Consider the following 25132-nt stretch of genomic DNA (forward strand, 5'->3'; position numbering starts at 1 on the left):
CAGAGAGGAAAAGGGGCGGCGGCGGGTTGTGGGGGCATAACAATGCCCCCTGCCCCGGTGCCCGACCCGAGCCTCGCACGGTACATTCCAGGCCATGCCTCGTGGACGTCATCGCAACGCTCAGCCCCTGCACAGGTTCCTCGCCCCGGTAACCGTCGCAGCGGCCGCGCTGGCCTGCGCGGGAGGCACCTGGCTGATCGGTGAGGCGGGTTTCGGGGACACGGACACCGTGCTGCTGCGCGTGTGCGCCGCCGCCGCGGCGCTGTCGGCCGTCGTCGCCGCCGTGCTTCTCCGTACCTGGGACCGCGCGGCGGGCAAGCGCGTCGGTGAACTTCTCAACCGGCAGACCAGCATCGAGTGGCGTGCCGAGGAACGGCAGGCCGAACTCGAGGGCGAGATCGAGGAGACCCGCGAGGCACGTGAGAAGACACAGCGCAAACTGCGGGAGAAGCGTTCCGAGTTGGCGCGGCTGCGCAGCGAACACGCCGGTCTGCTGCGACGTTACGCACACGCGGAGACGGAGCGGGCGAGCGCTCTGGAGGGGCGCCGGCAGCTCGAGATCGAGTCCGGTTCGCCGACGAAGGCGCTCAGCGCGACGGTGGCCGACCACCGGCACCCCTCGGGTGCGCCGACACCGCTGACATACCTGCAGGCCAACGAGGCTCTGAAGAACCTCAGCCGCAACGTCGCGCGGGCGTACGAGCAGGCGGCGCAGGCCGAAGAAGCCGGAGAGGCCGAGCCGGCCGGGGACGCCGGGGAGGCCGGGGAGGCTGAGCCCCGCCCCGTGCCCCAGGACGAGGACCGCCAGAAGCAGAAACAGAAGCAGAAGCAGAACCGGGGCAGGCAGGAGCAGGGCAAGCAGCGGCGGGAGACGCACGCGGAGCAGGAGCGCTCGGCCGCGACCGCGACCGCAAGTGCGACAGTGGCCGCGAGCCCCGGCCCGAAGGCACCCGCGGGCGAGGAGCGCGAACGCGGCGCGGACGCCGGCGGCGGCACGTTCGACTTCTTCGGCACCGGGACGGGCAAGCCCAGGCGGCGCGCCAAGAAGACGCCGCCCGCGGCGCCCAGGCCGCGCGGTGAGGCCGCGGGCGCGAACGCCGCCCAGGGGCCCCGCGGGGCCGCGGGCGGGCCCGGCGGTCGTTCGCAGGGGACCGGCGGGACAGTCGAGTCCCCGGAAACGGGACGCGGTCCGGGGCCGGAGGCGAAGCCGGACACGCAGGTGACGCGGCCGGGGCCGTCCTCCGAGCCGGCGTCTGCTGCCGAGCCGGTCTCTCCTGCTGAACCGGCGTCTGCTGCCGAGCCGGTGTCTCCCGAGCCGGCGTCCTCCGAGGTCCCCTCCGGCACGCAGTCCGGCGCCAACGGCCACGCGGCACGGCCGAAGCCCGAGGAGGCTCCGACCCCGCAGTCCGGTGCGAACGGCCGCGGGACCCGGCTCAAGCCGGAGTCGTCCGGCAGGCACGCCAAATCCGGCGAGGCGGCGAAGAAGTCCGCGCGGGAGGAGCCCCGCAGGCAGTCCGGAAAGCCTGCCAACTCCGGGACGTCGGGCAGCGCAGGGACGTCCGGGAAGCCCGGGTCCTCCGCGAAGTCCGGCGCCTCCGCGAAGTCCGGGGCCGGTGCGGCGGACTCCGGCAAGGCGCCGGAGGACGCGTCTGTGCCCGCGCCCGCGCGTACCGAGGCGGAGCCGGGGGAGAAGAAGCCGGCGAAGGACGCTGCCAAGGAGGCCGCGAAGGAGGAGAGCGGAGCGCGTTCCGCCTCCGGGAAGACGGCGAAGCCCGGGCAGGCGCCGGAAGCGGAGTCCGGGTCCGGTGCCCGCACCGGGACGCGGTCCACGCGTGAGAACGAATCCGGTGCGAAGCCGTCGGAGGAGCAGGTGAGCGGGCCGCAGTCCGGGTCCGCGAGCGGTGCCGGGGACGGGAAACCGGCCGGGAAGGGGTCCGAGGAAGAGTCCGGTCCGCGGGCGAAGCCCCCTCGCCCCGGTGCGGAGCCCGGCCCGTCCGGCGTGCGCAACGCCAGCTGAACGGGCGGCTCCCCCGGAACGGCACCGGTTGCGCGCCCGTCCGGCTGCGCGCTCACCGGGCCGGTTACCCGGCTGCCCAGCCATCCGTCCGCACGCAACGCCTGCCGACTCACCGTCCGCACGGCCGCCCGCCGGCCCTCGTCGGCCGGCTCTTCCCGCCGCTACTTGTCGATGTCGCCGACGACGAAGAAGAACGACCCCAGGATCGCCACCATGTCCGCCACGAGCGTCCCTGGCAGCAGTTCCGTCAGCGCCTGGATGTTGTTGAACGAGGCCGAGCGCAGCTTGAGCCGGTACGGCGTCTTCTCACCCTTCGAGACCAGGTAGTAGCCGTTCAGCCCGAGTGGATTCTCGGTCCACGCGTACGTAGCGCCCTCCGGCGCCTTGAGCACCTTCGGCAGCCGCTGGTTGACCGGGCCGGGCGGCAGCTGCGCCAGCCGGTCCAGGCATGCGTCGGCGAGGTCGAGCGAGTTGTGCGCCTGTTCCAGCAGCACCTCGAAGCGTGCCAGGCAGTCGCCTTCGCTGCGGGTGACCACCTTGAGTACGTCGCGCAGTTCGCCGTACGCCAGGTACGGCTCGTCGCGGCGGAGGTCGAAGCCGACGCCGGAGGCACGTGCGATGGGTCCGCTGACGCCGTACGCGTGCACCGTCTCCGGGGCGAGGACACCGACGCCGCGCGTACGTCCCCGGAAGATCTCGTTGCCGGTGACCAGCCGGTCGAAGACGTCCATCCGCGACCGTACGTCCGAGACCGCCTGCCTCGCCCTGGCCTGCCAGCCCGCGGGCAGGTCCTCCTTGAGACCGCCGACCCGGTTGAACATGTAGTGCATCCGGCCGCCGGAGAGCTCCTCCATCACGGCCTGCAGTTCCTCACGCTCGCGGAACGCGTGGAAGACGGGCGTGATGCCGCCCAGCTCCAGGGGATAGGAGCCGAGGAACATCAAGTGGTTGAGCACGCGGTTGAGTTCTGCGAGCAGCGTCCGTGTCCACACGGCGCGCTCGGGGACCTCCATGCCGACCATGCGCTCCACGGCCAGCACGACGCCCAGCTCGTTGGAGAAGGCGGACAGCCAGTCGTGACGGTTGGCCAGGACGATGATCTGGCGGTAGTCGCGGGCCTCGAAGAGCTTCTCGGCGCCCCTGTGCATGTAGCCCACCACGGGCTCGACTTCGCTGATCAGCTCGCCGTCGAGGACGAGCCGCAGCCGCAGCACACCGTGTGTGGAGGGGTGCTGGGGGCCGATGTTGAGCACCATGTCGGTGCTCTCGGCGGCGCCGCCGACGCCCACCGTGGTCTGCGTTCCGGGCGCCTGCGGTGAACCGGGCACGCCGTCCGTCATCGTCCGCTGACTCATGGCGCTCAGTCTCGCACCCCTGCCCGTCACGGCGGTGGGCGGCGGGCGGTTCCACGGGCCGTGCGCGGGCGGTTCCCGCCGCCCCTGGGCCCACGGCGGGGGCCCGGCATACGCTGAACGCATGATGACGGGGAAAGGCCGGGCGGACGCCGGTCAGGAGCAGTACGAACGGCCCGGCGGGCCGGAGCAGTCCGACCAGCCGGACCGCCTTGAGGAGTCCGTCCGGCTGGAGGGGCACGACCGGCTCGACCCTGCCGGCCGGCCCGAACCGGAGCCGCAGGAGGAGCCAGGCCCCGCGCACTGGAGCGGGGTCGAACGTGCGCTGCTGCAGATGCGCCGGCTCGTCCTGCTCTGCACGCTGCTGCCGCTGGCGACGGGCCTCGCCCTGCTGCTGGGACTGACGGCCGGGCCCGCGTGGGCCGCCTTCGCACTGGTGCCGCTCGCGGGCGCCGCATGGGGCTGGGGCGCGCTGGAGCGCAACTGGCGCTCGTGGCGCTACGCGGAGCGTGAGGACGACCTTCTGATCAGCCGCGGGGTGATGTGGCGGGAGATGACGGTCGTTCCCTACGGACGCATGCAGCTCGTCGAGGTCACCTCCGGCCCTCTGGAGCGCCGCTACGGTCTGGCCCGGCTCCAGCTGCACACCGCCGCCGCCACGACCGACGCGGCCGTCCCCGGGCTCGTCCCCGACGAGGCGGAGCGGCTTCGTGACCGGCTCACGGAGCTGGGCGGCGCCAGGTCGGCGGGACTGTGAGCGAGGTGCCCGGGCCCGGAGCGGCCGAGCAGGCCGCGCAAGCCGCGCAGGGGCGTGGCCCGTCCGGTGAGCCGTCCCGCGAAACGTCCGGAGTCCCGTCCCGCGAAACGTCCCACGCCCCGTCCCGGGGCCGGGAGCCGGAGCAGAACGAGTCGGGGACGACGAAGCGGACGCCGGGCCGTTCCCTGCTTCCGCGCCGCCCCGAGGGCACGCCGCTGCACCCCGTCACGCCGTGGCGGCGCGCCTGGGCACCGGTCGCTGGGCTGATCGCCTTCTCGATGCAGGACTTCCAGCGCACCCGTGAGTGGTTCTCGCACCTCACTCCGGGATGGCTGGTGCTCGCCTTCGGGGTGCTGCTGCCGGTGGCCGCGGTGTACGGCTTCTTCTCGTGGTGGTTCACCAGCTACCTCGTCACCGACACCGAACTGCGCATCCGTACGGGCCTGTTCTTCCGCCGCGTCGCCCACATCCGCCTGGACCGTATCCAGGCCGTCGACGTGGGCAGGCCGCTGCTCGCCCGCGTCGTCGGTGTCGCCAAGCTCAAGCTGGACGTGGTCGGCACGGAGGCCAAGGACGAACTGGCCTTCCTCAGCGAACGGGAGGCCGCCGCCCTGCGCGCCGAACTCCTCGCCCGCGCCGCCGGAATCGCACCCGAAGCCGCTCCCGAGGCCGGTGAGGCACCGGCACGCGTGCTGCTGAGGGTGCAACCGCGCACCCTCGTCGTCGGACTGCTGCTCATGGGGTCCGGCTGGGGCGCACTCCTGGCGACGCTCGTCTTCCCCTGGGGCGTCTGGTTCTTCAGCGGCAGCATCTGGGCCGGCCTGGCCGCGCTGGTGCCCGCACTGGGCGGGGTGTGGGCGAGTACGGGCGGACGGTTCCTGAAGGAGTACGACTGGACGGTCGCCGAGTCGCCCGACGGCCTGCGGCTCGACCACGGTCTGCTGGACCGCGAGCACGCGACCGTACCGCCGGGGCGTGTGCAGTCCGTACGGCTCACCGAGCCCCTGCTGTGGCGGAGCCGCGGCTGGCTGCGCGTCGAGCTGGACATCGCCGGGGCGGGCAAGGACAAGGGCGGCGGTGTGCTCATTCCCGTGGCGGCGCGGGAGCAGGTCGCGGACGTACTGGCCAGGGTGCTGCCCGGGGTCGGCCTGGCCGCCGCCATGGAGTCCGCCGCACCGGTGCCGCGTCGCGCCCGCTGGTGCGCGCCGCTGCTGCGGCGGGGCTACGGGCACGGGGTCACCCCAGCCGTCTTCGTCACGCGCAGCGGCCTGCTCAGCCGCCGGGTCACGCTCGTCCCGCACGCGAAGGTGCAGAGCGTCCGGTTCGGCCAGGGGCCGTGGGAGCGCAGGCTGGGCCTGGCGAACGTGGCCGTCGATCACGGTGCGAACGGCTGGACGGCGGCCAAGCTGCGCGACCAGGACGAGGCGCGGATGCTCGTGCACGCGCAGGCGGAGCGCTCGCGTATCGGTCGCAGGGAGGCACGGCCCGAGCGATGGATGACCGCCGGGGGCTGACGGCCGGGGTGACGAACGGGGCGACGGCCGGAGGAAGACGCCGGGGTGGCTGACCGCCGGGAACGCCCTCGCAGAACCGCAGAACCGCAGAACCGCAGAACCGCAGGACCGGATGATCGCGGTTCTGCGGACTCCGGTCCTGCGCTTTCCCGGTCCTGCGGTCAGCCGACCGGCGACGGGACGCCGCCCAGCGGCTGCACCAGCCAGCCGAATCCCCCCAGGCCCGCACGGTCGGTCAGCTCCGCCGCCTCCCCGGCGGCGGCCAGCCTCCGTACGTACGCGGCGGGATCGGTGGAGGCCAGCGCCAGCGGGGGACGGGAGCCGTCGACGCCGAGTGAGCGCAGCGCGCTGCGCTGCGTGACCAGAACCGGGGGGGCTGCCGCATCTCCTTCCGTCTGCGCGCGCGCCGCGCCGCCCGCCGCGGCGCAGGCGTCCAGTGCGACGTGGGCGGTCAGGTCGCGGCTGCCGTCCGGAACGGGCCGGACCTCGCGGCCGTCGCGATAGCCGGTGAGGGTGCCGAAGGGCGGACGGCCCCCGCGGAAGTGCGCGTAGTCGACCGCGACGGCGAGCCCCCTGTCGAGGGTGCGTACGGCCGCGGCCCACGCCTCGTCGCGGGGGCGTCCCAGCTCCGCGCGCAGCCCCGCCTCCGGCTGTTCACCGGTGCCGGCGCCCAGGGGCCACCAGCGGGCCAGCCAGTCGGCGTCCGGCCCTTCGGGGAGCGGTTCGCCGAGCTGTTCGGCGCCGTCGGAGACCCGTACGAGCACGGTGTGCGGCACACCGTCCGGGCCGGTCTCCACGACATCGACGGGAACGTTGTCGAGCCACTCGTTGGCGAAGAGCAGACCGCTCAGGCCCGTCGCGGAGGGGGGTTCGTGCGTCCAGACGATGCGTTCGTCCAGGCCGTGCGGGCGGGGCGCGTGCTCCACGGCGTACGGGCGCACGCGCGGCACGACGTCCCCCGGCAGCGCGGACAGCACGCCTGCCAGCAACTCGCCGCGCCCCGCGCCCACGTCCACCACGGCCACCTCGCCGGGCCGCCCGAGTGCCTCGTCCACGTGCAGCACCAGGCGTGCGACCGCGGCGGCGAAGAGGGGCGAGGCGTGCACGGACGTACGGAAGTGGGCCGCGGGCGGCTCGCGTACGAAGAAGCCCTCGCCGCCTCCGGTGCCGTGCCGGTCCCCGGGGGGCTCACGGCCGTACAGCGCCGACTCGGCGGCGGCCCTCCAGGTCGCCCACCTGCCCGCGCCGGAGTCGCCGGAGCCGTCACCGGGGCCGGGGCCGTCACCGGGGCCGTCACCGCGACCGGAACCGTCGGTGGGGGCTCCTCGGGCGGGACCGGATGCGGTCCCGGGCCCGGCAACGGGGAGAGGGCCTCGGCGGCGGTGCTGCGGCGCGTTCACGGGACAACGCTAGGCCCTGCCTCCCCGGGGGTTCCTCACAGCCGGGCGGGTCCGCGGGTCAGCGGCCGGGTGAGGACACGCAGCGCACGAGCAGAAGCCGGCCGGGGGCCGCCCGGGGATTCTCCGGAAAGCTTCCGGGCCCCGCGTGGTGGACCGTCCTCCTCCACCTTGCGGAGTATGCGGGGCCGTCCCGGATCGGCCGCCGGGCTGACTCCTCCACGTGCCGGGCGTCCATACGCTGGGTTATGTGAACCGCATCTACGACTTCATCCGGCGGCACCCCACCTGGGTGGACAGCCTCTGGGCCGGGCTGCTGCTGATGATGTCCGCGGTCTGGCTGATCTCGAGCGTGGAGACCGACACCGAGGGACTGCCGCAGGGCCCCAAGGAGCAGGTCGCCGCGGTTCCGATCGTCCTGTCCCTGTGCACCGTGGTGGCCCTGCGCCGCCGCGCGCCGGAGAAGATGCTGGTCCTGGCCACCGGTACGGGCGTCGCCCAGGTGGTGACGCACGTGGACGTGGGGCCGGCCAACTTCGCCATGCTGGTCGTCGTCTTCACGGTCGCGTCCCGCAACATCCGCTGGGCATCCCGCTTCGCGCTCGGCGGCGCGATGGTCGCGCCGACCGTGGCCGCGCTGCGCTGGCCCAACCCCCAGCAGACTCTCGCCGGCGCGGTTCTCGGCGACATCTTCATGACGGTCACCTTCCTCCTCGCCTGGGTTCTGGGCGACTCGCTGCGCACGCGCCGCGCCTACTACGCGCAGCTCGAGGAGCGCGCCACCCGCCTCGAGAAGGAGCGCGAGGCACAGACGCAGATCGCCGCCGCCGCCGAACGGGCGCGCATCGCACGCGAGTTGCACGACGTCGTGGCGCACAACGTCTCGGTGATGGTGGTGCAGGCCGACGGCGCCGCCTACGTGCTCGACTCCGCGCCCCAGCAGTCCAAGCAGGCGCTGGAGGCCATCTCCGCCACGGGACGCCAGGCCCTCGCCGAGATGCGCCGCCTGCTGGGCGTGCTGCGCACCGGGGAAGGCGGCACGGACGACGGCGCCGCGGGCAGGGGGAGGGTGAGCGAGTACGTACCGCAACCCGGCGTCGGACAGCTGTCGGAACTGATCGAGCAGGTGCGGGGTGCGGGCCTGACGGTGAACTTCGCCATAGAGGGCACGCCGCGCCCGCTGCCCAGCAGCGTCGAGCTGACCGCGTACCGCGTGGTGCAGGAGGCGCTGACCAATTCCCGCAAGCACGGCGGCCCGGAGGTGGGCGCGACCGTCCGGCTGCGCTACACCGCCGACGAACTGTCGCTGCTCGCCGAGGACGACGGCCGGGGCGCGCAGGCCGACGTGTACGAGGCGGGCGGCACCGACGGCCTCGGCCACGGCCTCATCGGGATGCGCGAACGCGTCGGCATGGTCGGCGGCAGCCTGGAGACCGGGCCGCGTCCCGGAGGGGGCTTCCGCATCAGCGCGGTACTGCCGTTGAAGGCCCTGCACTGACTCCCGGACGCACCCGGCCGCCACCCACCCATCCCCACCCACCCATCCACCGGAGGGACCTCACGATGACGATCCGTGTGATGCTCGTCGACGACCAGGTACTGCTGCGCACCGGCTTCCGCATGGTGCTGGCCGCGCAGCAGGACATGGAGGTCGTCGCCGAGGCGGGCGACGGCGCCGAAGCCCTGGACCGGCTCGCCTCCACGGCCGTCGACGTGGTGCTGATGGACGTACGGATGCCGAACGTCGACGGTGTCGAGGCAACGCGCCGCATCTGCGACGGCGGTGAGGGCGGCACCGGTTCGCCGAAGGTGCTGATCCTGACCACCTTCGACCTCGACGAGTACGCGTTCTCCGCGCTCAAGGCCGGTGCCAGCGGCTTCATGCTCAAGGACGTGCCTCCCGGAGACCTGCTCGCCGCCATCCGCGCCGTGCACAGCGGGGACGCGGTGGTGGCTCCGAGCACCACGCGACGGCTGATCGACCGCTTCTCGACCGTGCTGCCCTCCACCACCCCGGAGCCTCTCTCACGGGGCTTGGAGAGGCTGACGGAGCGGGAGACGGAGGTGCTGACACTTGTCGCCCAGGGCCTGTCGAACGGTGAGATCGCGGCCCGGCTGGTGCTGTCGGAGGCGACCGTGAAGACACATGTGGGCCGCATACTGGCCAAGTTGGAGCTGCGTGACCGGGTGCAGGCCGTGGTGCTGGCCTACGAGTCGCGGCTCGTGCGGGCGGGCGGCGGCCCCGCACAGTAGCGGGACCGCGACTGGGCGGCCAGGGGCGCCGTGGTGCGGCGTCACGCCCCCGCCGCCCCGGTCGGGGACAGGAACGTGAGGAACGTCCCGACGGCCTCCCGCACATCCCGCGCGGACCACGACAGGCCGTCCCCGGCGACCGTCACCTCGTGCATGGCCGTCCCGGGCGGTGCGCCCGCCGGACGGGTCCAGCGACGGAAGAGAAGCGTCCCCGTCTCCTGCGCCTGCCGCGCCCCCGCTTCAGTCAACTCCCCTTCCCCGTACGGCAGCCAGACCTGGAACTGGTGTGTGTGCGGCACTCGCGGCCACACCTGCCACCACGGCAGGCCCGCCTCGCCGAAGGCATCCCCCAGCGCCGCCGCGACGACCTTCGCGTGCGCGACGTACGAGGGCAGCCGCGGCAGTTCACGCTGCAGCCCCGCCAACGCCGCCAGCGCGGCCGGCCACTGCTGGAAGAGCGTGCCTCCGTAGCGGTGCCGCCAGGCCGCCGCCTCCTCCATCAGCGCGGTCGGCCCGGCAAGCGCCGCCCCGGAGATCCCGCCGAGAGACTTGTAGAAGCTGACGTAGACGGTGTCGGCGAGGGAGGCGATCTCCGGCAGTTCACGCCCCAGGTGCGCGGTGCACTCCCACAGCCGGGCTCCGTCGATGTGGACGACGGCGTCCCGTTCGCGGGCGGCCTCGACGCAGGCGGACAGCTCCTCCCAGGTGGGCAGGACGAACCCGGCCTCCCGCAGGGGCAGTTCCAGCGTCAGGGTGCCGAACGGTTCCTCCAGGCCCTCCACTTCCCCCGGCGTGGGCAGCCGTGGCGCGCCGGTGGGGTGGACCAGGCGCAGCCCGGCGAGCTGCCGCAGGGCGTCCCGTTCCCAGAGAACCGGATGTGCCAGCGGATGCACGGCCACCGTGCCGTCGCCCGTACGTCCGGCCCAGCAGCGCAGCGCGACCTGCTGGGCCATGGTGCCGGTGGGGAAGAAGGCCGCGGCCTCCGTGCCGAGGACGGCGGCCGTGCGGCGTTCCAGTTCACCGACGACGCCGTCGTCGCTGCCGTACTGGTCGGTCCAGTCCGTGAGGTCGTGCGCCTCCGCGCCCTCCCCGGCCAGCCGTGCCAGCCGTTCCCCCAATGGCTCGCGCCCGGGGACCGGCGCGAGTCTGCGTGTGGCGCCGCCCCACGCGCGAAGCAGCCGTGCCCGTTCCTCACGCTCCGTCTCAGCCATGCCGCGCATCCTCGCGCCGGCGGTGCCCGCCGGGCCACACGTTTTGCGCCGTCCGGGTCCGGGCCCCCGACGACGCGTCCAGGGCGGCGCGGGGGCGTACGCCTACGGCGCGGACGCTCGCGACGGCGGAGGTCAGCAGGCGGAGGTCGGCACCGGCGCTGCTCCGCCCGCCCGCGAAGGCATAGCATGGCCGCAGGACGTCCGGTACCCGCGAGGACCGGAACGGATGACGGAAGGCCGCCCCGCCGTGAATTCACAGCACCCCGCAGAACCGCCGGACGCAGGCCCGTCCGGCCGGGCGGAGGACCGTCCCGCACGGCTCTCCGTCGGTGTCGTCGGCACGGGCCGAGTCGGCCCGGCGCTCGCCGCGGCGCTGCGGCTCGCCGGGCACCGTCCCGTGGCCGCGTCCGGCGTCTCGGAGAGTTCGCGCCGCCGTGCCGCTGAGCTGCTGCCCGGCGTTCCCCTCGTCGACCCGGCCGAGGTCCTGGCCCGTGCCGACCTCGTGCTGATCACCGTGCCCGACGACGCCCTGCCCGAACTGGTCGCCGGGCTCGCCGAGACCGGTGCCGTACGACAGGGCCAGCTCGTCGCGCACACGTCCGGACGGTACGGCACCCGCGTGCTCGAACCGGCCCTGCGCGCGGGCGGATTGCCGCTCGCGCTGCATCCGGTGATGACGTTCACCGGGACACCCGTGGACGTACAGCGCCTCGCCGGCTGCTCGTTCGGCGTCACCGCGCCCGAGGAGCTGCGCCTGGCCGCACAGGCCCTCGTCATCGAGATGGGCGGTGAGCCCGAGTGGATCGACGAGGAGGCCCGTCCGCTCTACCACGCCGCGCTCGCCATCGGCGCCAACCATCTCGTCACGCTCGTCGCGCAGTCCATGGAACTGCTGCGTGCCAGCGGCGTGGAGGCGCCCGACCGCATGCTCGGACCGCTCCTCGGCGCCGCGCTCGACAACGCCCTGCGCTCCGGCGACGCCGCGCTCACCGGTCCCGTGGCCCGCGGCGACGCCGGTACGGTCTCGGCGCACATGGCCGAACTCGGCGCGCACGCCCCCCGTATGGTCGCCGGCTATCTCGCGATGGCACGCGCCACGGCGGACCGCGCGCTCGCACACGGCCTCCTCGAACCCGAACGCGCCGAGCATCTGCTCGACGTCCTCTCCGAAGGAGGCCACGGCAAGTGAACGGCATCCCGGGAGCCGCCGGCGCCCGCACGCAGAGCCCGACCCGTCCGGGCGGCGGGGCGGCCGAGGGGGAGGCGGAGATACGTCTCGTCCGTACGGCCGCCGACCTGCGGGCCGCCGGCGCCCCGCCCACCACGAGCACGGCCAGGAGCACGACCACGGCCACGGGCACCGGCACGGCCACGGGCGCAGCCGCTGCCGCCGGTCCCGGTCCCGCACCCGCGACTGGGCAGCGCGCAGCCGTGATGACGATGGGCGCCCTGCACGCGGGACACGCCGCCCTCATCCGTACCGCTCGCGAACGTGTCGGGCCGCACGGGCAGGTGGTCGTCACCGTCTTCGTCAACCCGCTCCAGTTCGGGCCCTCCGAGGACCTCGACCGCTATCCCCGCACCCTCGACGCGGACATCGCCCTCGCACGGGAAGCCGGCGCGGACGTGGTCTTCGCCCCCTCCCTCGAAGAGGTCTACCCCGGCTCGGACGGGCCGCGCGTCCGGGTCGCGGCGGGGCCGATGGGGGAGCGCTTCGAAGGGGCGTACAGGCCGGGCCACTTCGACGGCATGCTCACCGTCGTCGCCAAGCTCCTCCACCTCACCGCGCCGGACGTCTCCCTGTACGGGCAGAAGGACGCCCAGCAACTCGCCCTGATCCGGCGGATGGTGAAGGACCTCAACTTCCCGGTGGAGATCATCGGTGTCCCGACCGTCCGTGAGCCGGACGGGCTGGCCCTCTCCAGCCGCAACCGGTACCTCTCACCCGCCGAGCGGGAGAGCGCCCTCGCCCTCTCACGCGGACTGTTCGCCGCCCGCGACGCGCTGCCGGGCGGAGCCGACGCCGCGCTGGCCGCCGCCCGCGCCGTCCTGGACGGGGCCGCACGGCTCGATCCGCCGCTCACCGTGGACTATCTGGCACTCATCGACCCCGTGGACTTCACGGATCTGACCGGCCGTGCGCCCGGGGCGCCCGGCGAGGGCGGCGGGGCCACGGCGGAGACAGCCGAAGCCGTGCTCGCCGTCGCCGCGCGCGTCGGCAGCACCCGGCTCATCGACAACGTCCCCCTGCCCCTCGGAGCGCTGCGATGACCGGACCGACCCCGCCGGAACCGACAGGACAAGCGGCACCGGCGGCGCCCCCCGCCCCCGCCGTGGGAACGCCCCCGCTCCGCGCACCCGACCCCGGCTGGAGGATCGACGCGGACGTCGTGGTCGTCGGCTCCGGCGTCGCCGGCCTGACCGCCGCGCTGCGCTGCGCCGCGGCGGGTCTGCGGACGGTCGTGGTCACCAAGGCCCGCCTGGACGACGGCTCGACCCGCTGGGCCCAGGGCGGCATAGCCGCCGCCCTCGGCGACGGGGACACCCCGGACCAGCACCTCGACGACACCCTCGTCGCGGGCGCGGGGCTGTGCGACGAGGAGGCCGTCCGCACACTGGTGACCGAGGGGCCCGCAGCCGTACGCCGCCTCATCACCACCGGAGCCCGCTTCGACACCGACGCCGGGACGGGAGAGATCGAGCTCACCCGCGAGGGCGGCCACCACCGGCGGCGCATCGCCCACGCGGGCGGGGACGCGACGGGCGCGGAGATCTCCCGCGCCCTGGTCGAGGCCGTACGGGACGGGCGTACCGGCATCCGTACCGTCGAGAACGCCCTCGTCCTCGACCTGCTGAGGACCCCCGACGGCGCGACGGCGGGCGTCACCCTGCACGTCATGGGCGAGGGGCAGCACGACGGGGTCGGTGCTGTGCACGCGCCCGCCGTCGTCCTGGCGACGGGCGGCATGGGCCAGGTCTTCTCGGCCACGACCAATCCGCACGTCTCCACGGGGGACGGTGTGGCCCTCGCGCTGCGCGCGGGCGCGGAGGTCAGCGATCTGGAGTTCGTGCAGTTCCATCCGACGGTGCTCTACCTCGGCGCGGACGCACAGGGGCAGCAGCCGCTGATCTCCGAGGCGGTGCGCGGCGAGGGCGCACACCTCGTCGACGGCGACGGCGTCCGCTTCATGGTCGGACAGCACGAACTGGCCGAGCTGGCCCCGCGCGACATCGTCGCCAAGGCGATCATGCGGCGGGCCGCGGAGCAGGGCGCCGAACCCGGAACGGAACACATGTACCTCGACGCCCGGCACTTCGGCGCGGGTATGTGGGAGTCCCGCTTCCCGACCATCCTGGAGGCGTGCCGCGGCCACGGGATCGACCCGGTCAGCGGGCTCATCCCGGTGGCGCCGGCCGCGCACTACGCCAGCGGCGGCGTCCGTACCGACCTGCTCGGCCGTACGACGATGCCCGGCCTCTACGCGTGCGGCGAGGTGGCGTGCACCGGCGTGCACGGCGCGAACCGTCTCGCGTCCAACAGCCTGCTCGAAGGGCTGGTCTTCGCGGAACGGATTGCGGAACGGATCGCGGAACGGATCGCGGGCGGCATCACCGCGGAACGGTACGACGGACGCCCGGGGGGCGGAGGAGGCTCCGGTCCCGACGGCGTGCCGGGCACCGGCGCGGTGCCGGGCCCCGGCGGACGCCCAGCTCCGCGCGCCGAGACACCCCTGCTGCCCCCCGAGGCGCGCTCCGTCATCCAGCGGGTCATGACCGGCGGCGCCGGCGTACTGCGCTCCGCCGCCAGCCTCGCCGAGGCCGCCGAACAGCTCGACGCGCTCCCCGCCGCCACCGCGCACAAGGCGGCCGACCCCGGTGTGGAGACCTGGGAGACGGCCAACCTGCACCTCGTCTCCCGCGTCCTCGTCGCCGCGGCCCTCCGCCGCACCGAGACACGCGGCTGCCACTGGCGCGAGGACCACCCCGACCGCGACGATGCCGCATGGCGCCGCCACCTCGTCGTCAGCCTGTGCGAGGGGGGCCGTAGTCTCGACGTCCGAACGACCGCGGCGACCGGATTCCCGCCCACGTCCCGGCCCGCGGAGCAGGACGGCGGCCCAGCCCCGCACAACGTCGCGGACCGGCAGACATGAGCCACGCCCCGGCACCGTCCAGTACCCCCTCCAACCCCTACGGAGAAGCCGTGACCAGCCCCTTCCCGGACTCCCCGCAGGAGCGACGCCCCCAGCCCGTCGACGTGCCCCTGCTCCAGATCGGCGGCCCCGGCAGCGTGGCCGGGGCGCCGGACTACGACGGCGGGTGCGGCGATGCCTGCGGCTGCGGGGGAGGCGCGGACGGCGACCAGGACGCCTACCGCCTCGATCCGCTCGACTGCGGCCTCGACCCCGACCTCGCCGCGCTCCTGGTCCATGCCGGGCTCGACCCCGTACAGGTCGAGGACATCGCGCACCTCGCCATCGAGGAGGACCTCGACCACGGCGTCGACGTCACCACCGTCGCCACCATCCCCGAGGGGGCCGTCTCGACCGGCGACTTCACCGCGCGGCAGGAGGGCACGGTCGCGGGCCTGAGGGTCGCCGAGGCCGTCCTGTCCGTGGTGTGCACCGACGAGTTCGAGGTGGTCAGGCACGCGGACGACGGGGACCGCGTCGTGACCGGCCAGCGGCTGCTGACCGTACGCACCCGCACCCGCGACCTGCTCACCGCAGAGCGCAGCGCGCTGAACCTGCTGTGCCACCTCTCCGGCATCGCCACGGCCACCCGCCGCTGGTCCGACGTGCTCGCCCGCGCGGCCGGGGCCGCCGGGACCGGCAGCCGGGTGGAGACCCGCGTACGCGACACCCGGAAGACGACGCCCGGGCTGCGCAGCCTGGAGAAGTACGCCGTCCGCTGCGGCGGCGGCACGAACCACCGCTTCTCCCTCTCCGACGCCGCGCTCATCAAGGACAACCACGTCGTCGCGGCCGGCGGTGTCGCCGAGGCGTTCAGACTCGTACGCGCCGAGTTCCCGGACGTGCCCATCGAGGTCGAGGTCGACCGCCTCGACCAGATCGAGCCGGTGCTCGCCGAGGGCGCCGACCTGATCCTGCTCGACAACTTCACCCCGGACGGGACGGCGGCAGCCGTCGCCCTCGTAGCGGGCCGTGCCCAGCTGGAGTCCTCCGGCCGCCTCACCCTCGAGACGGCCGCCGACTACGCCGCGACCGGCGTCGACTACCTCGCCGTCGGCAGCCTCACCCACTCCTCGCCCGTCCTCGACATCGGACTCGACCTGCGCGGCGAGGACAGCTCAGAGGTGGATGTCTGATGCTGCTGACCATCGATGTCGGGAACACCCACACCGTGCTCGGCCTCTTCGACGGCGACGACATCGTCGAGCACTGGCGCATCTCCACCGACGCCCGCCGTACGGCCGACGAGCTGGCCGTACTGCTCCAGGGTCTGATGGGCATGCACCCGCTCCTGGGCGAGGAACTCGGCGACAACGTCGAGGGCATCTCCATCTGCTCCACCGTGCCCTCCGTCCTGCACGAGCTGCGGGAGGTCACCCGCCGCTACTACGGCGACATCCCCGCGGTCCTGGTGGAGCCGGGCGTGAAGACGGGCGTGCCGATCCTCATGGACAACCCCAAGGAGGTCGGCGCCGACCGGATCATCAACGCCCTCGCCGCAGTCGAGCTGTACGGGGGCCCGTGCGTGGTCGTCGACTTCGGCACGGCCACGACCTTCGACGCGGTCTCCGCACGCGGCGAGTACGTCGGCGGCGTCATCGCACCGGGCATCGAGATCTCCGTCGACGCCCTGGGAGTAAGGGGTGCGCAGCTCCGCAAGATCGAGCTGGCCCGGCCCCGCTCCGTCATCGGCAAGAACACAGTCGAAGCCATGCAGTCCGGCATCCTCTACGGCTTCGCCGGACAGGTCGACGGGGTCGTCGACCGCATCGCCAGGGAACTCGCGGACGACCCGGACGAGGTGACCGTCATCGCCACGGGCGGACTCGCGCCGATGGTGCTCGGCGAGGCGTCGGCCATCGACGAGCACGAGCCGTGGCTCACGCTGATCGGCCTCCGCCTCGTCTACGAGCGCAACATCAGCCGGGCCTGAACCGCGGCACCGCTGCGCAGCGGCGTCCGCGCGGGATTCCCGGCCGTCGGCAGGGGGCGCTCCGTGGGGGCCGTTGCGGGGGCCGCTGTGGTGCCCCCGCAGGGGGAGTCAGTCGTACAGCACGGGGGCGTACGCGCCCGGCGCGAACTCCCGGACGGCACGTACGGGGTACCTGCCCGGTCCTCTCCGCCCCCGAGGGGAGGTCGGGCGCCCGGCACCCCTGCCGTAGGCTGGTACCGCCCTGTAACCGAGGAGGCCGGCACCCATGGACTACGTCGCGGCATTGACCCCGTCGATCGTGATGGCGGTGGCATTCACCGCTCTCATCGTGACGATCGTGAAGAGCCAGGGCGGCGCGAACAAGGCCAAGGAGGACGCCGCCGTGGACGCGGCCTTCGCCCGCGCCGAGAGCGTCCGGCAGAAGAAAGACGGCTGAACGCAGTCGGCCCCCGCAGCATTCGGGACAACTCCGACTATTATTCACGGCGTGCCTCGGCCATTGGGAGAGTTGGAAGACACCGTCATGACGCGGGTATGGCGGTGGAACCGTCCGGTCACCGTGCGGGAAGTCCTGGAGGATCTGCGGGGGGACCGGGCCATCGCCTACACCACGGTGATGACCGTAATGGACAACCTCCACCAGAAGGGCTGGCTGCGGCGACGGCAAGAAGGCCGTGCCTATCGATATGAAGCGGTCTCCACACGTGCCGCGTACTCGGCCGCTCTGATGAACGAAGCCTGGGCGGCCAGTGACAACGCGGCCGCCGCTCTCGTGGAGTTCTTCGCCCGTATGACCCCGGAACAGCTCGACGCACTGCGCGACGCCTTGCGCGTCGTACAGCTGAACGATGTGCGCGTGGGTGTACCGGAGAGCGAACCGCGCGAGAGCCGCTGACGTTTCCCACCGCGCGCCGGTGAACAAGGAGGGCTCAAGGCGGGTTCGAGGCGGGCCGTGAACAGACGCGGAACCGGCGCTCTCCGTTCCGCTCCCGCTGCCGCCGCGGCACTCGCCGCAGGTTACCGGGGAGGCTCCTCCCGCTGAAGTCCGGGGACCCGAGGAGCGGTGCCTTCCCCGGGGGCGATAGCGTCCGTTCCATGGCGTCAGCACCCTCTTCCGTAGCAGAAGTAACCGTTCGCCGGGCGAGGACCTCGGATGTGCGCGCGGTGCGCCGCCTCATCAACGTCTACTCGCGCGACCGCATCCTGCTCGACAAAGCGACCGTCACCCTTTACGAGGACATTCAGGAGTTCTGGGTCGCGGAACGGGACCATGACGCCGAGGTTGTGGCCTGCGGAGCGCTCCACGTGATGTGGGAGGACCTGGCGGAGGTGAGGACGCTTGCGGTCGACCCGTCGCAGAGAGGCACCGGAGTGGGGCATCTCCTGCTGGAGAAGCTGCTGAACACCGCCCGCTGGCTCGGCGTGCGGCGCATTTTCTGTCTCACCTTCGAAGTGGAGTTCTTCGGCAAGCACGGCTTCACGGAGATCGGCGAGACGCCCGTCGACGGCGATGTCTACAGTGAACTACTGCGTTCCTTTGACGAGGGCGTGGCGGAGTTCCTCGGTCTCGAACGGGTGAAGCCGAACACCTTGGGCAACAGCCGCATGCTTCTGCATCTCTGAGTGACGGCCCGGTGACCCGCTCACCGGTCGCCGCCGGAGTCGCTATGTCCGAAAGATCCCGCCAATCCCGCCGCTGGGACGGACAAACTCAACCGAGGGTTTGTGTTTCTCCCCGAAAAGCGGTTTGCTTTCATCGTCAGTATCAGTAATCGAAGTTATCGATGACGAATGGGAGTAAGCGGTGGCGCAGAAGGTTCAGGTTCTTCTGGTCGACGACCTCGAGGGTGGCGAGGCGGACGAGACGGTCACGTTCGCACTGGACGGTAAGACCTACGAGATCGACCTCTCCACCTCGAATGCGGACAAGCTCCGTTCGGTGCTGGAGCCCTATGTGAAGGGTGGCCGCCGCACCGGTGGCCGTTCCGCCCGTGGAAAGCGTTCATCCGGTTCCGGCGGCGGCAGCAGCCAGGACACGGCGAAGATCCGTGCATGGGCGAAGGAAGAGGGTTACGAGGTCAACGACCGGGGTCGCGTTCCCGCCAATATCCGAGAGGCTTACGAGAAGGCCAACGGCTGAGTCCGGGACATATGTGCGGCGCGTCGAAGACGTGCGCGGTGGCATTCCGTCGCCGCCGCACCGACCAGCCGTACGAGATCGACGCCGTCAGCCTCACGCCCCGGCTCGGGAGGCCGCAGCCACGCAGCGGCCTCCCGAGGGTCGTCGGGGTCGTACAGCGTGCGGCAGGTGAGTTCCAGCTCGATTCCGCCCCACTCCAGCCACTCCAGCAGCCCCGGCAGCTCCTCCGCGCTGCCCGCCGGCACCAGCAGGTGAAAGCCGCCGCTGCCCGCGTCGTGGGCGACGGGGCCCGTACGGACGTCGGGCCGCCGCAGCAGCGCCAGCCCGGCATCGGCCGCGAGCACGAGCGCGTCGTGCGCCGGACCGCTTCCGGCGCCCCGGCCTCCCGCCCGCTCGGTGCCCCGTTCCGGTGCGCCGGCGGATGTCCGCGTACGGGCGATCGCGAAGCTCATGTCTGAGCAACTCGGCGAAACCACTTCCGGTTACGCGGGGTTGGTCACCCGCTACCCGGCGCTGTCGCGCCGCGTCGCTGTGCACGCGCGGTGTGAGCACGAGCGAGAGCCGCACGGCGCAAGGCTGTTCGCCCTGAGCGGATGTGCCGCTCCGACTGCCTCCTGCCCGGCATGGAGTGTCAGTACGAGCGGGTAGGAAGGCTCTAAGGTCAGTTCTGCCTGTCCAGGGCGGACTTCGTGCGGGGCTGCCTGCCGGACGATGCCTGGTGGCCGCGGGGGTGTGGAGGCTGATGAGGGCGAGCGGCGGCGCTGCAGGCCAAGGGCCGTTCGCCGTCGGCGTAGTGAATCAGGGTGGATACGCCTGGCCTGCGGGAACATCGTCTCGCACCATCGGGTTGGAACTGTTGTCGACTGTTCGGGGAAGGAGGCCGGCCTGTGCTATCCACGGGAGCGGAGGGATCCGGACCGGTGTCGGCAGTTGGAATGAGCGGTCCCCGCTTGCGGGACTAAGCTGCGGAAGGACAGAGAGGGGAGCGTCCCCTTCCTGCCTGACCGCTCTGAGGAGCGATTAACGATGTTCGAGAGGTTCACCGACCGCGCGCGGCGGGTTGTCGTCCTGGCTCAGGAAGAAGCCCGGATGCTCAACCACAACTACATCGGCACCGAACACATTCTCCTGGGCCTGATCCACGAGGGTGAGGGTGTCGCCGCTAAGGCACTGGAGAGCCTCGGGATTTCGCTCGAGGCGGTCCGTCAGCAGGTGGAGGAGATCATCGGCCAGGGCCAGCAGGCCCCGTCCGGCCACATCCCCTTCACGCCCCGTGCGAAGAAGGTCCTGGAGCTGTCGCTCCGGGAGGCGCTTCAGCTCGGCCACAACTACATCGGCACGGAGCACATCCTGCTCGGCCTGATCCGCGAGGGCGAGGGCGTCGCCGCCCAGGTCCTGGTGAAGCTGGGCGCCGATCTGAACCGGGTCCGGCAGCAGGTCATCCAGCTGCTGTCCGGCTACTCCGGCGGCAAGGAGGCGGCCACCGCGGGTGGCCCCGCAGAGGGCACGCCCTCCACCTCCCTGGTGCTGGACCAGTTCGGCCGCAACCTGACACAGGCCGCCCGCGAATCCAAGCTCGACCCCGTCATCGGGCGCGAGAAGGAGATCGAGCGGGTCATGCAGGTGCTCTCCCGCCGTACGAAGAACAACCCGGTGCTCATCGGTGAGCCCGGCGTCGGCAAGACCGCGGTCGTCGAGGGCCTGGCCCAGGCGATCGTCAAGGGCGAGGTGCCCGAGACCCTCAAGGACAAGCACCTCTACACCCTGGACCTGGGTGCCCTGGTGGCCGGCTCGCGCTACCGCGGTGATTTCGAGGAGCGCCTGAAGAAGGTGCTCAAGGAGATCCGTACGCGCGGCGACATCATCCTGTTCATCGACGAGCTGCACACGCTCGTCGGGGCCGGTGCCGCCGAGGGCGCGATCGACGCCGCCAGCATCCTCAAGCCGATGCTGGCCCGCGGCGAGCTGCAGACCATCGGTGCCACGACACTCGACGAGTACCGCAAGCACCTGGAGAAGGACGCCGCCCTCGAGCGCCGTTTCCAGCCGATCCAGGTCGCGGAGCCGTCGCTGCCGCACACCATCGAGATCCTCAAGGGCCTGCGCGACCGGTACGAGGCGCATCACCGCGTCTCCATCACCGACGCCGCCCTGGTCGGCGCCGCCACTCTCGCCGACCGGTACATCTCGGACCGCTTCCTGCCGGACAAGGCGATCGACCTGATCGACGAGGCCGGTTCCCGGATGCGTATCCGCCGGATGACCGCCCCGCCGGACCTGCGCGAGTTCGACGAGAAGATCGCGAACGTGCGCCGGGACAAGGAGTCCGCGATCGACTCGCAGGACTTCGAGAAGGCCGCCTCCCTCCGTGACACGGAGAAGCAGCTGCTGGCCCAGAAGGCCAAGCGGGAGAAGGAGTGGAAGGCCGGCGACATGGACGTCGTCGCCGAGGTGGACGAGGAGCTGATCGCGGAGGTCCTGGCCACGGCCACGGGCATCCCCGTCTTCAAGCTCACCGAGGAGGAGTCCTCGCGTCTGCTCCGCATGGAGGACGAGCTGCACAAGCGGGTCATCGGGCAGGAGGACGCCATCAAGGCGCTGTCCCAGGCGATCCGGCGCACCCGTGCCGGGCTGAAGGACCCCAAGCGCCCCGGTGGTTCGTTCATCTTCGCCGGCCCCTCCGGTGTCGGTAAGACGGAGCTCTCCAAGACGCTCGCCGAGTTCCTCTTCGGCGACGAGGAAGCGCTGATCTCCCTCGACATGTCGGAGTTCAGCGAGAAGCACACCGTCTCCCGGCTCTTCGGTTCGCCTCCCGGCTACGTGGGCTACGAGGAGGGCGGCCAGCTGACCGAGAAGGTCCGCCGCAAGCCGTTCTCCGTGGTCCTCTTCGACGAGGTCGAGAAGGCACACCCGGACATCTTCAACTCGCTGCTGCAGATCCTGGAGGACGGTCGCCTGACCGACTCCCAGGGCCGGGTCGTGGACTTCAAGAACACGGTCATCATCATGACGACCAACCTCGGCACCCGGGACATCTCCAAGGGCTTCAACCTCGGCTTCGCCGGCCAGGGTGACGTCAGCGCGGGGTACGACCGGATGAAGGCCAAGGTCAACGACGAGCTGAAGCAGCACTTCCGCCCGGAGTTCCTCAACCGTGTCGACGACACGGTGGTCTTCCACCAGCTCACCCGCGAGGACATCATCCGCATCGTGGACCTGATGCTGGCGCAGGTGGACGAGCGGCTGAAGGACCGCGACATGGGTCTGGAGCTGAGCACCGACGCCAAGGAGCTGCTCGCCAAGCGGGGCTACGACCCGGTGATGGGCGCCCGGCCGCTGCGCCGGACCATCCAGCGTGAGATCGAGGACCTGCTCTCCGAGAAGATCCTCTTCGGCGATCTGCGTCCCGGCCACATCGTGGTCGTGGACACCGAGGGGGAGACCGACGAGGACAAGAAGTTCACCTTCCGCGGCGAGGAGAAGTCGGCGCTGCCGGACGCACCTCCGGTGGAGTCCGCCGCGGGCGGCGGGCCCAACCTCTCCAAGGAGGCGTGAGCCCCGGCCGAAGGCCCGCTCCAGCGCGGAAGTCCCCCGTCACAGTCGTGGCGGGGGACTTCCGCGTCCATGGCCCGAACCGCCGCACGACGCCGGTCCGGGCTCCGTTCAGGACATGATGCGCACGCCCTCGGGCACGCCGCTGACGCGTGGCAGCCGCGCGTTCACCCGCAGGGTCGTCAGCGACGGGAACGCGCTCAGCCACTCCATCCGCATGCCGGCGCCCAGGTCGTAGGCGAGCCACAGGTGGGTCAGCCGCTCCGGCACCAGCCCCGCCACCAGCTCCTGGGGTGTGAAGTGCCCGACGATCTGCACTCGTTCCCGTCCGCCGAGCGTCCGCAGCGCCTCCAGTTCGACCCTGTCCGCGACGGGGAAGTACAGCCCTTCCGGGTCCAGGTGCCGGATGACCTCCGCCGCGTACCGTTCGGTCTCGAAGTTGCGCCACCCGTGTGCGAGTTCGGCACGCAGGGCCAGCGACCCGCGGTTGCGGAGCCGCGCCAGGTAGTCCACCGCCGCGTCGTCGTCGATACGGGTCACGGTGACGGCCAGCCGGTACGCCTCGTCGTCCGAGACCGTCGCCGGATCGGGGAGCATCTCCAGCACGATGGGCCCCACCCATCCCAGTCCGCGTGCGGCGGCGACGTTTGCGGGCCGCACCATGTGCCGCGTCTCGCGCCGCACCCGGGCGTGGGTCTCCGGGTCGAGTTCCGTCACGTGCTCCAGGCAGGCGGCGGCCAGCAGCCTTCTGCGGTTGCGCTTCATGCCCGTCTTTCCCGGTGCCAGCAGCCCTTGCAGCAGCTTGGCGCACTCCCCGGGGCGGGCGTGGGCGACCGCCATGCGGATCACTTCCTCCCACTCCGCCTCGTGCGCGTGCTCCAGCAGCAGATCGAGGCTGCCCTGTTCGACGGCCTCCTTCGCGGCCAGATAGTCCTGAACGGTGCGGTGCACGAACTCCACCGATCCGTCGGCCTGTTCGCGCAGCAGGCCGGTACGCAGCAGCAGGTGGCCGAAGATCTCCTCCGGCTCCGCCTGCCCGGCGACGGCGGGAATCGCGGAGGCGTGCCGCGTGACTTCCCCCAGGGCGCTCGCGCGGTCGAGTACGGGGCTGGCGTCGACGAGCATCCGGTAGGCGAGCTTGCGCAGCAGCCTCTCGCGCGGCGAACGCTGCATCACGATCGTGTCCGCGTGCAGCACCCGCCGCTCGGGGTCGCGGCGCTGGAGCAGCATCTCCATCGCGGCCTCGTACAGTTCCTTGCGGCCCTTGGGCAGCATCCCGGACCTGTCCCTGTTCAGGGCGCAGATCAGCCCGCACATCAGCGGGTTGGTGGCCAGTACGCGCAGTTCGCGGAAGAGCGGGATGGACCGCAGCAGCATGTCCTTGTAGTCGTCGAGCTGCCTGTGGTCCTTGCCCTCGTCAGTGCCCGCGGCCGTGTGCCACGCCGTGATGAAGGCGGCGACCTGATCGCGGTTCATGGGGGCGAGCGTGAGTTCGGTGAAGCCCTCCTCGGCCAGCCAGTCTGTGCCGACGGCCGGCGGGCGCGAGGTGACGAGGCAGAGGTTGCCGGAGTAGATGCGCAGCAGTCGGCGCAACTGGTCGCGTACCTCGACGCGTTGTTCTTCGGGCGCCTCGTCGATGCCGTCCACGAGCAGCAGTGCCCGGCCGGCGGCGAGCACGCGTACGACCCAGCCCTCAGGGGCGGCGTCGGCCAGCGGATGGCGTACGGCAGTGAGTAGGTCGTCCGGTGAGGGGAAGCCCTCGCGGGCGAACCGGCGCACGGGCAGTACGAAGGGGATTCGGCCCCGCAGGCCCTGCAGTTCGTCGGGCAGCGCGGCGCGTGCCGTGGAGACGGCGAGCCACTGGATGAGCGTCGTCTTGCCGGAGCCCGCGATGCCGCGCAGCAGTATGCGTTCGTGTCCGGCCAGTGCCCTGTCGGCGGTCATGACGGGCTCGGCCTGGCGGGGTTCCGGGCCGTCCGTAGCGCCGGCCGCGTCGCCCCCGTCGGTGTCCACGCGGGCGGGGGAGCGGGCGTCGCGGTCGTCCTCCCCTACGTCCTGCCCCGCTGAGGTGTTCTCGCTCGCGTCCCCGGCGGAGCTGAACTCCGCGGCGAGGCTGAGGTAAGTCGCGTCCAGGGACCAGTTGTCGGGGGTGTTCGGGTTGGGCAGGTCGATGCCGTAGATGGTCAGGCGGTTGTACTGCTCGGCGACGTGCCGCAGGTAGCGCTTTTCGAACTCGGCGTCCTGAGCGGGCGGCCGGGGTCGTCCGCGCAGCGCCTCGACGTCGTTGAGGTCGACGAGCTGGCCGATGCGGTGGCTGCGCTCGGGCAGCCGCTTGGCGAGGTCCGGTTGGCGCACGATGAGGAGATTGAGCAGATGGAGGCAGATGGTCACGAGCAGACTGTCATGGAACCAGGCGGCCTCGGAAGACAGTTCGCGGTCGGCGCCCGGTACGGCGGAGCGCAGCCGCCGCGCGTAGTCCTGCGGCCCCAGCCGTACGGCTTGGACGTCGGTGGTGTCCAGTTCGCCGATGGCCCAGAGCGTGCGGGCGAGGACCGCCGCTACGGCCGGCTCCTCGGCTGCGGGCAGCCGCAGGCCGGTGACGTTCACCCCGAGCCGCACCAGTTCGGCTGCCACCCCGAGCAGTTCCTCCCAGCCAAGGGCGGGGTCCTCGCCGCGGAAGGCGACGAGGCGGGCCATGAGCCGTCCCGGACCGTCCGGGGACGTCCCATGGGCCGGGGCCGGTATGAACAGCCGGGCGATGAGCGGGTCGACGACGCTGGACGCGAGACGTACGGCGGGTTCCATCAGTTTCG

Annotated in this window: 20 protein-coding genes; 15 read left to right on the forward strand and 5 right to left on the reverse strand. The window is 72.2% G+C overall.

Features of this window, described 5'->3' with window-relative positions; genetic code table 11:
- Positions 1 to 94 precede the first annotated feature (94 nt).
- The gene (locus H343_RS33640) at positions 95 to 2017 is read left to right on the forward strand and encodes a hypothetical protein (protein ID WP_051265687.1); all 1923 of its coding nucleotides are present in this window, start codon (positions 95 to 97) and stop codon (positions 2015 to 2017) included.
- Positions 2018 to 2178: 161 nt separating this feature from the next.
- Here the strand turns inward: H343_RS33640 and H343_RS0121435 are convergent, their stop codons facing one another.
- The gene (locus H343_RS0121435; RefSeq protein ID WP_486586995.1) at positions 2179 to 3372 is read right to left on the reverse strand and encodes an NADH-quinone oxidoreductase subunit D; all 1194 of its coding nucleotides are present in this window, start codon (positions 3370 to 3372) and stop codon (positions 2179 to 2181) included.
- 121 nt (positions 3373 to 3493) lie between these two features.
- Between H343_RS0121435 and H343_RS0121440 the strand changes: the two genes are divergently transcribed.
- On the forward strand, positions 3494 to 4126 hold the full coding sequence (locus H343_RS0121440; RefSeq protein ID WP_486586996.1) for a PH domain-containing protein: 633 nt from the start codon (positions 3494 to 3496) through the stop codon (positions 4124 to 4126).
- On the forward strand, positions 4123 to 5640 hold the full coding sequence (locus H343_RS31995) for a PH domain-containing protein (RefSeq protein ID WP_486586997.1): 1518 nt from the start codon (positions 4123 to 4125) through the stop codon (positions 5638 to 5640). The genes H343_RS0121440 and H343_RS31995 overlap by 4 nt, the downstream gene beginning before the upstream one ends.
- A 161-nt stretch (positions 5641 to 5801) precedes the next feature.
- Here H343_RS31995 and H343_RS32000 read toward each other — a convergent pair whose 3' ends face one another.
- Positions 5802 to 7040, reverse strand: coding sequence for an SAM-dependent methyltransferase (locus tag H343_RS32000; protein WP_078505988.1), 1239 nt, complete (start codon positions 7038 to 7040; stop codon positions 5802 to 5804).
- A gap of 247 nt (positions 7041 to 7287) precedes the next feature.
- Between H343_RS32000 and H343_RS0121455 the strand changes: the two genes are divergently transcribed.
- Both H343_RS0121455 and H343_RS0121460 read left to right on the forward strand, forming a co-directional pair.
- On the forward strand, positions 7288 to 8535 hold the full coding sequence (locus H343_RS0121455; protein WP_037904622.1) for a DUF7134 domain-containing protein: 1248 nt from the start codon (positions 7288 to 7290) through the stop codon (positions 8533 to 8535).
- Between the two features lie 65 nt (positions 8536 to 8600).
- Complete coding sequence (locus H343_RS0121460) at positions 8601 to 9290, forward strand: response regulator transcription factor (protein WP_028432825.1); 690 nt, start codon at positions 8601 to 8603, stop codon at positions 9288 to 9290.
- Positions 9291 to 9331: 41 nt separating this feature from the next.
- Here the strand turns inward: H343_RS0121460 and H343_RS32005 are convergent, their stop codons facing one another.
- Positions 9332 to 10501 (reverse strand): beta-eliminating lyase-related protein, encoded by a 1170-nt coding sequence (locus H343_RS32005; RefSeq protein WP_037904579.1) that lies wholly within the window; start codon positions 10499 to 10501, stop codon positions 9332 to 9334.
- A 247-nt stretch (positions 10502 to 10748) separates the two neighbouring features.
- Between H343_RS32005 and H343_RS32010 the strand changes: the two genes are divergently transcribed.
- From H343_RS32010 to H343_RS0121510, 9 genes are all read left to right on the forward strand, one after another.
- On the forward strand, positions 10749 to 11690 hold the full coding sequence (locus H343_RS32010; protein WP_051265711.1) for a DUF2520 domain-containing protein: 942 nt from the start codon (positions 10749 to 10751) through the stop codon (positions 11688 to 11690).
- On the forward strand, positions 11687 to 12772 hold the full coding sequence (gene panC, locus H343_RS0121475) for a pantoate--beta-alanine ligase (protein ID WP_486586998.1): 1086 nt from the start codon (positions 11687 to 11689) through the stop codon (positions 12770 to 12772). Before H343_RS32010 ends, panC begins: the two co-directional genes overlap by 4 nt.
- Positions 12769 to 14655: an L-aspartate oxidase gene (locus H343_RS32015; RefSeq protein WP_078505989.1), complete on the forward strand. Its 1887-nt coding sequence runs from the start codon at positions 12769 to 12771 to the stop codon at positions 14653 to 14655. Before panC ends, H343_RS32015 begins: the two co-directional genes overlap by 4 nt.
- Before the next feature lie 50 nt (positions 14656 to 14705).
- Complete coding sequence (gene nadC, locus H343_RS0121485) at positions 14706 to 15830, forward strand: carboxylating nicotinate-nucleotide diphosphorylase (protein ID WP_037904581.1); 1125 nt, start codon at positions 14706 to 14708, stop codon at positions 15828 to 15830.
- Positions 15830 to 16627 carry a type III pantothenate kinase gene (locus tag H343_RS0121490; RefSeq protein WP_028432828.1) on the forward strand — a complete coding sequence of 266 codons (798 nt, stop codon included), beginning with the start codon at positions 15830 to 15832 and terminating at the stop codon, positions 16625 to 16627. The genes nadC and H343_RS0121490 overlap by 1 nt, the downstream gene beginning before the upstream one ends.
- A 265-nt stretch (positions 16628 to 16892) precedes the next feature.
- On the forward strand, positions 16893 to 17063 hold the full coding sequence (locus H343_RS35650; protein WP_028432829.1) for a hypothetical protein: 171 nt from the start codon (positions 16893 to 16895) through the stop codon (positions 17061 to 17063).
- A gap of 51 nt (positions 17064 to 17114) precedes the next feature.
- Positions 17115 to 17522 carry a BlaI/MecI/CopY family transcriptional regulator gene (locus H343_RS32020; protein ID WP_078505990.1) on the forward strand — a complete coding sequence of 136 codons (408 nt, stop codon included), beginning with the start codon at positions 17115 to 17117 and terminating at the stop codon, positions 17520 to 17522.
- 200 nt (positions 17523 to 17722) lie between these two features.
- A complete protein-coding gene (locus H343_RS0121505) occupies positions 17723 to 18250 on the forward strand; it encodes an amino-acid N-acetyltransferase (protein WP_028432830.1) in 528 nt (175 codons plus the stop codon).
- A 181-nt stretch (positions 18251 to 18431) separates the two neighbouring features.
- Positions 18432 to 18767, forward strand: coding sequence for a histone-like nucleoid-structuring protein Lsr2 (locus H343_RS0121510; RefSeq protein WP_028432831.1), 336 nt, complete (start codon positions 18432 to 18434; stop codon positions 18765 to 18767).
- Here H343_RS0121510 and H343_RS32025 read toward each other — a convergent pair.
- Positions 18746 to 19219 carry a hypothetical protein gene (locus tag H343_RS32025; RefSeq protein ID WP_051265694.1) on the reverse strand — a complete coding sequence of 158 codons (474 nt, stop codon included), beginning with the start codon at positions 19217 to 19219 and terminating at the stop codon, positions 18746 to 18748. The genes H343_RS0121510 and H343_RS32025 overlap by 22 nt on opposite strands.
- Positions 19220 to 19793: 574 nt before the next feature.
- Here H343_RS32025 and H343_RS0121520 point away from each other — a divergent pair.
- Positions 19794 to 22322, forward strand: a complete 2529-nt coding sequence (locus H343_RS0121520) for an ATP-dependent Clp protease ATP-binding subunit (protein ID WP_028432832.1) — start codon at positions 19794 to 19796, stop codon at positions 22320 to 22322.
- Between the two features lie 108 nt (positions 22323 to 22430).
- On the opposite strand, the gene H343_RS0121525 is transcribed toward H343_RS0121520, so the two are convergent.
- Complete coding sequence (locus H343_RS0121525) at positions 22431 to 25124, reverse strand: NACHT N-terminal Helical domain 1-containing protein (protein WP_028432833.1); 2694 nt, start codon at positions 25122 to 25124, stop codon at positions 22431 to 22433.
- Positions 25125 to 25132: the final 8 nt, after the last annotated feature.

The organism is Streptomyces sp. TAA204, assembly GCF_000424965.1.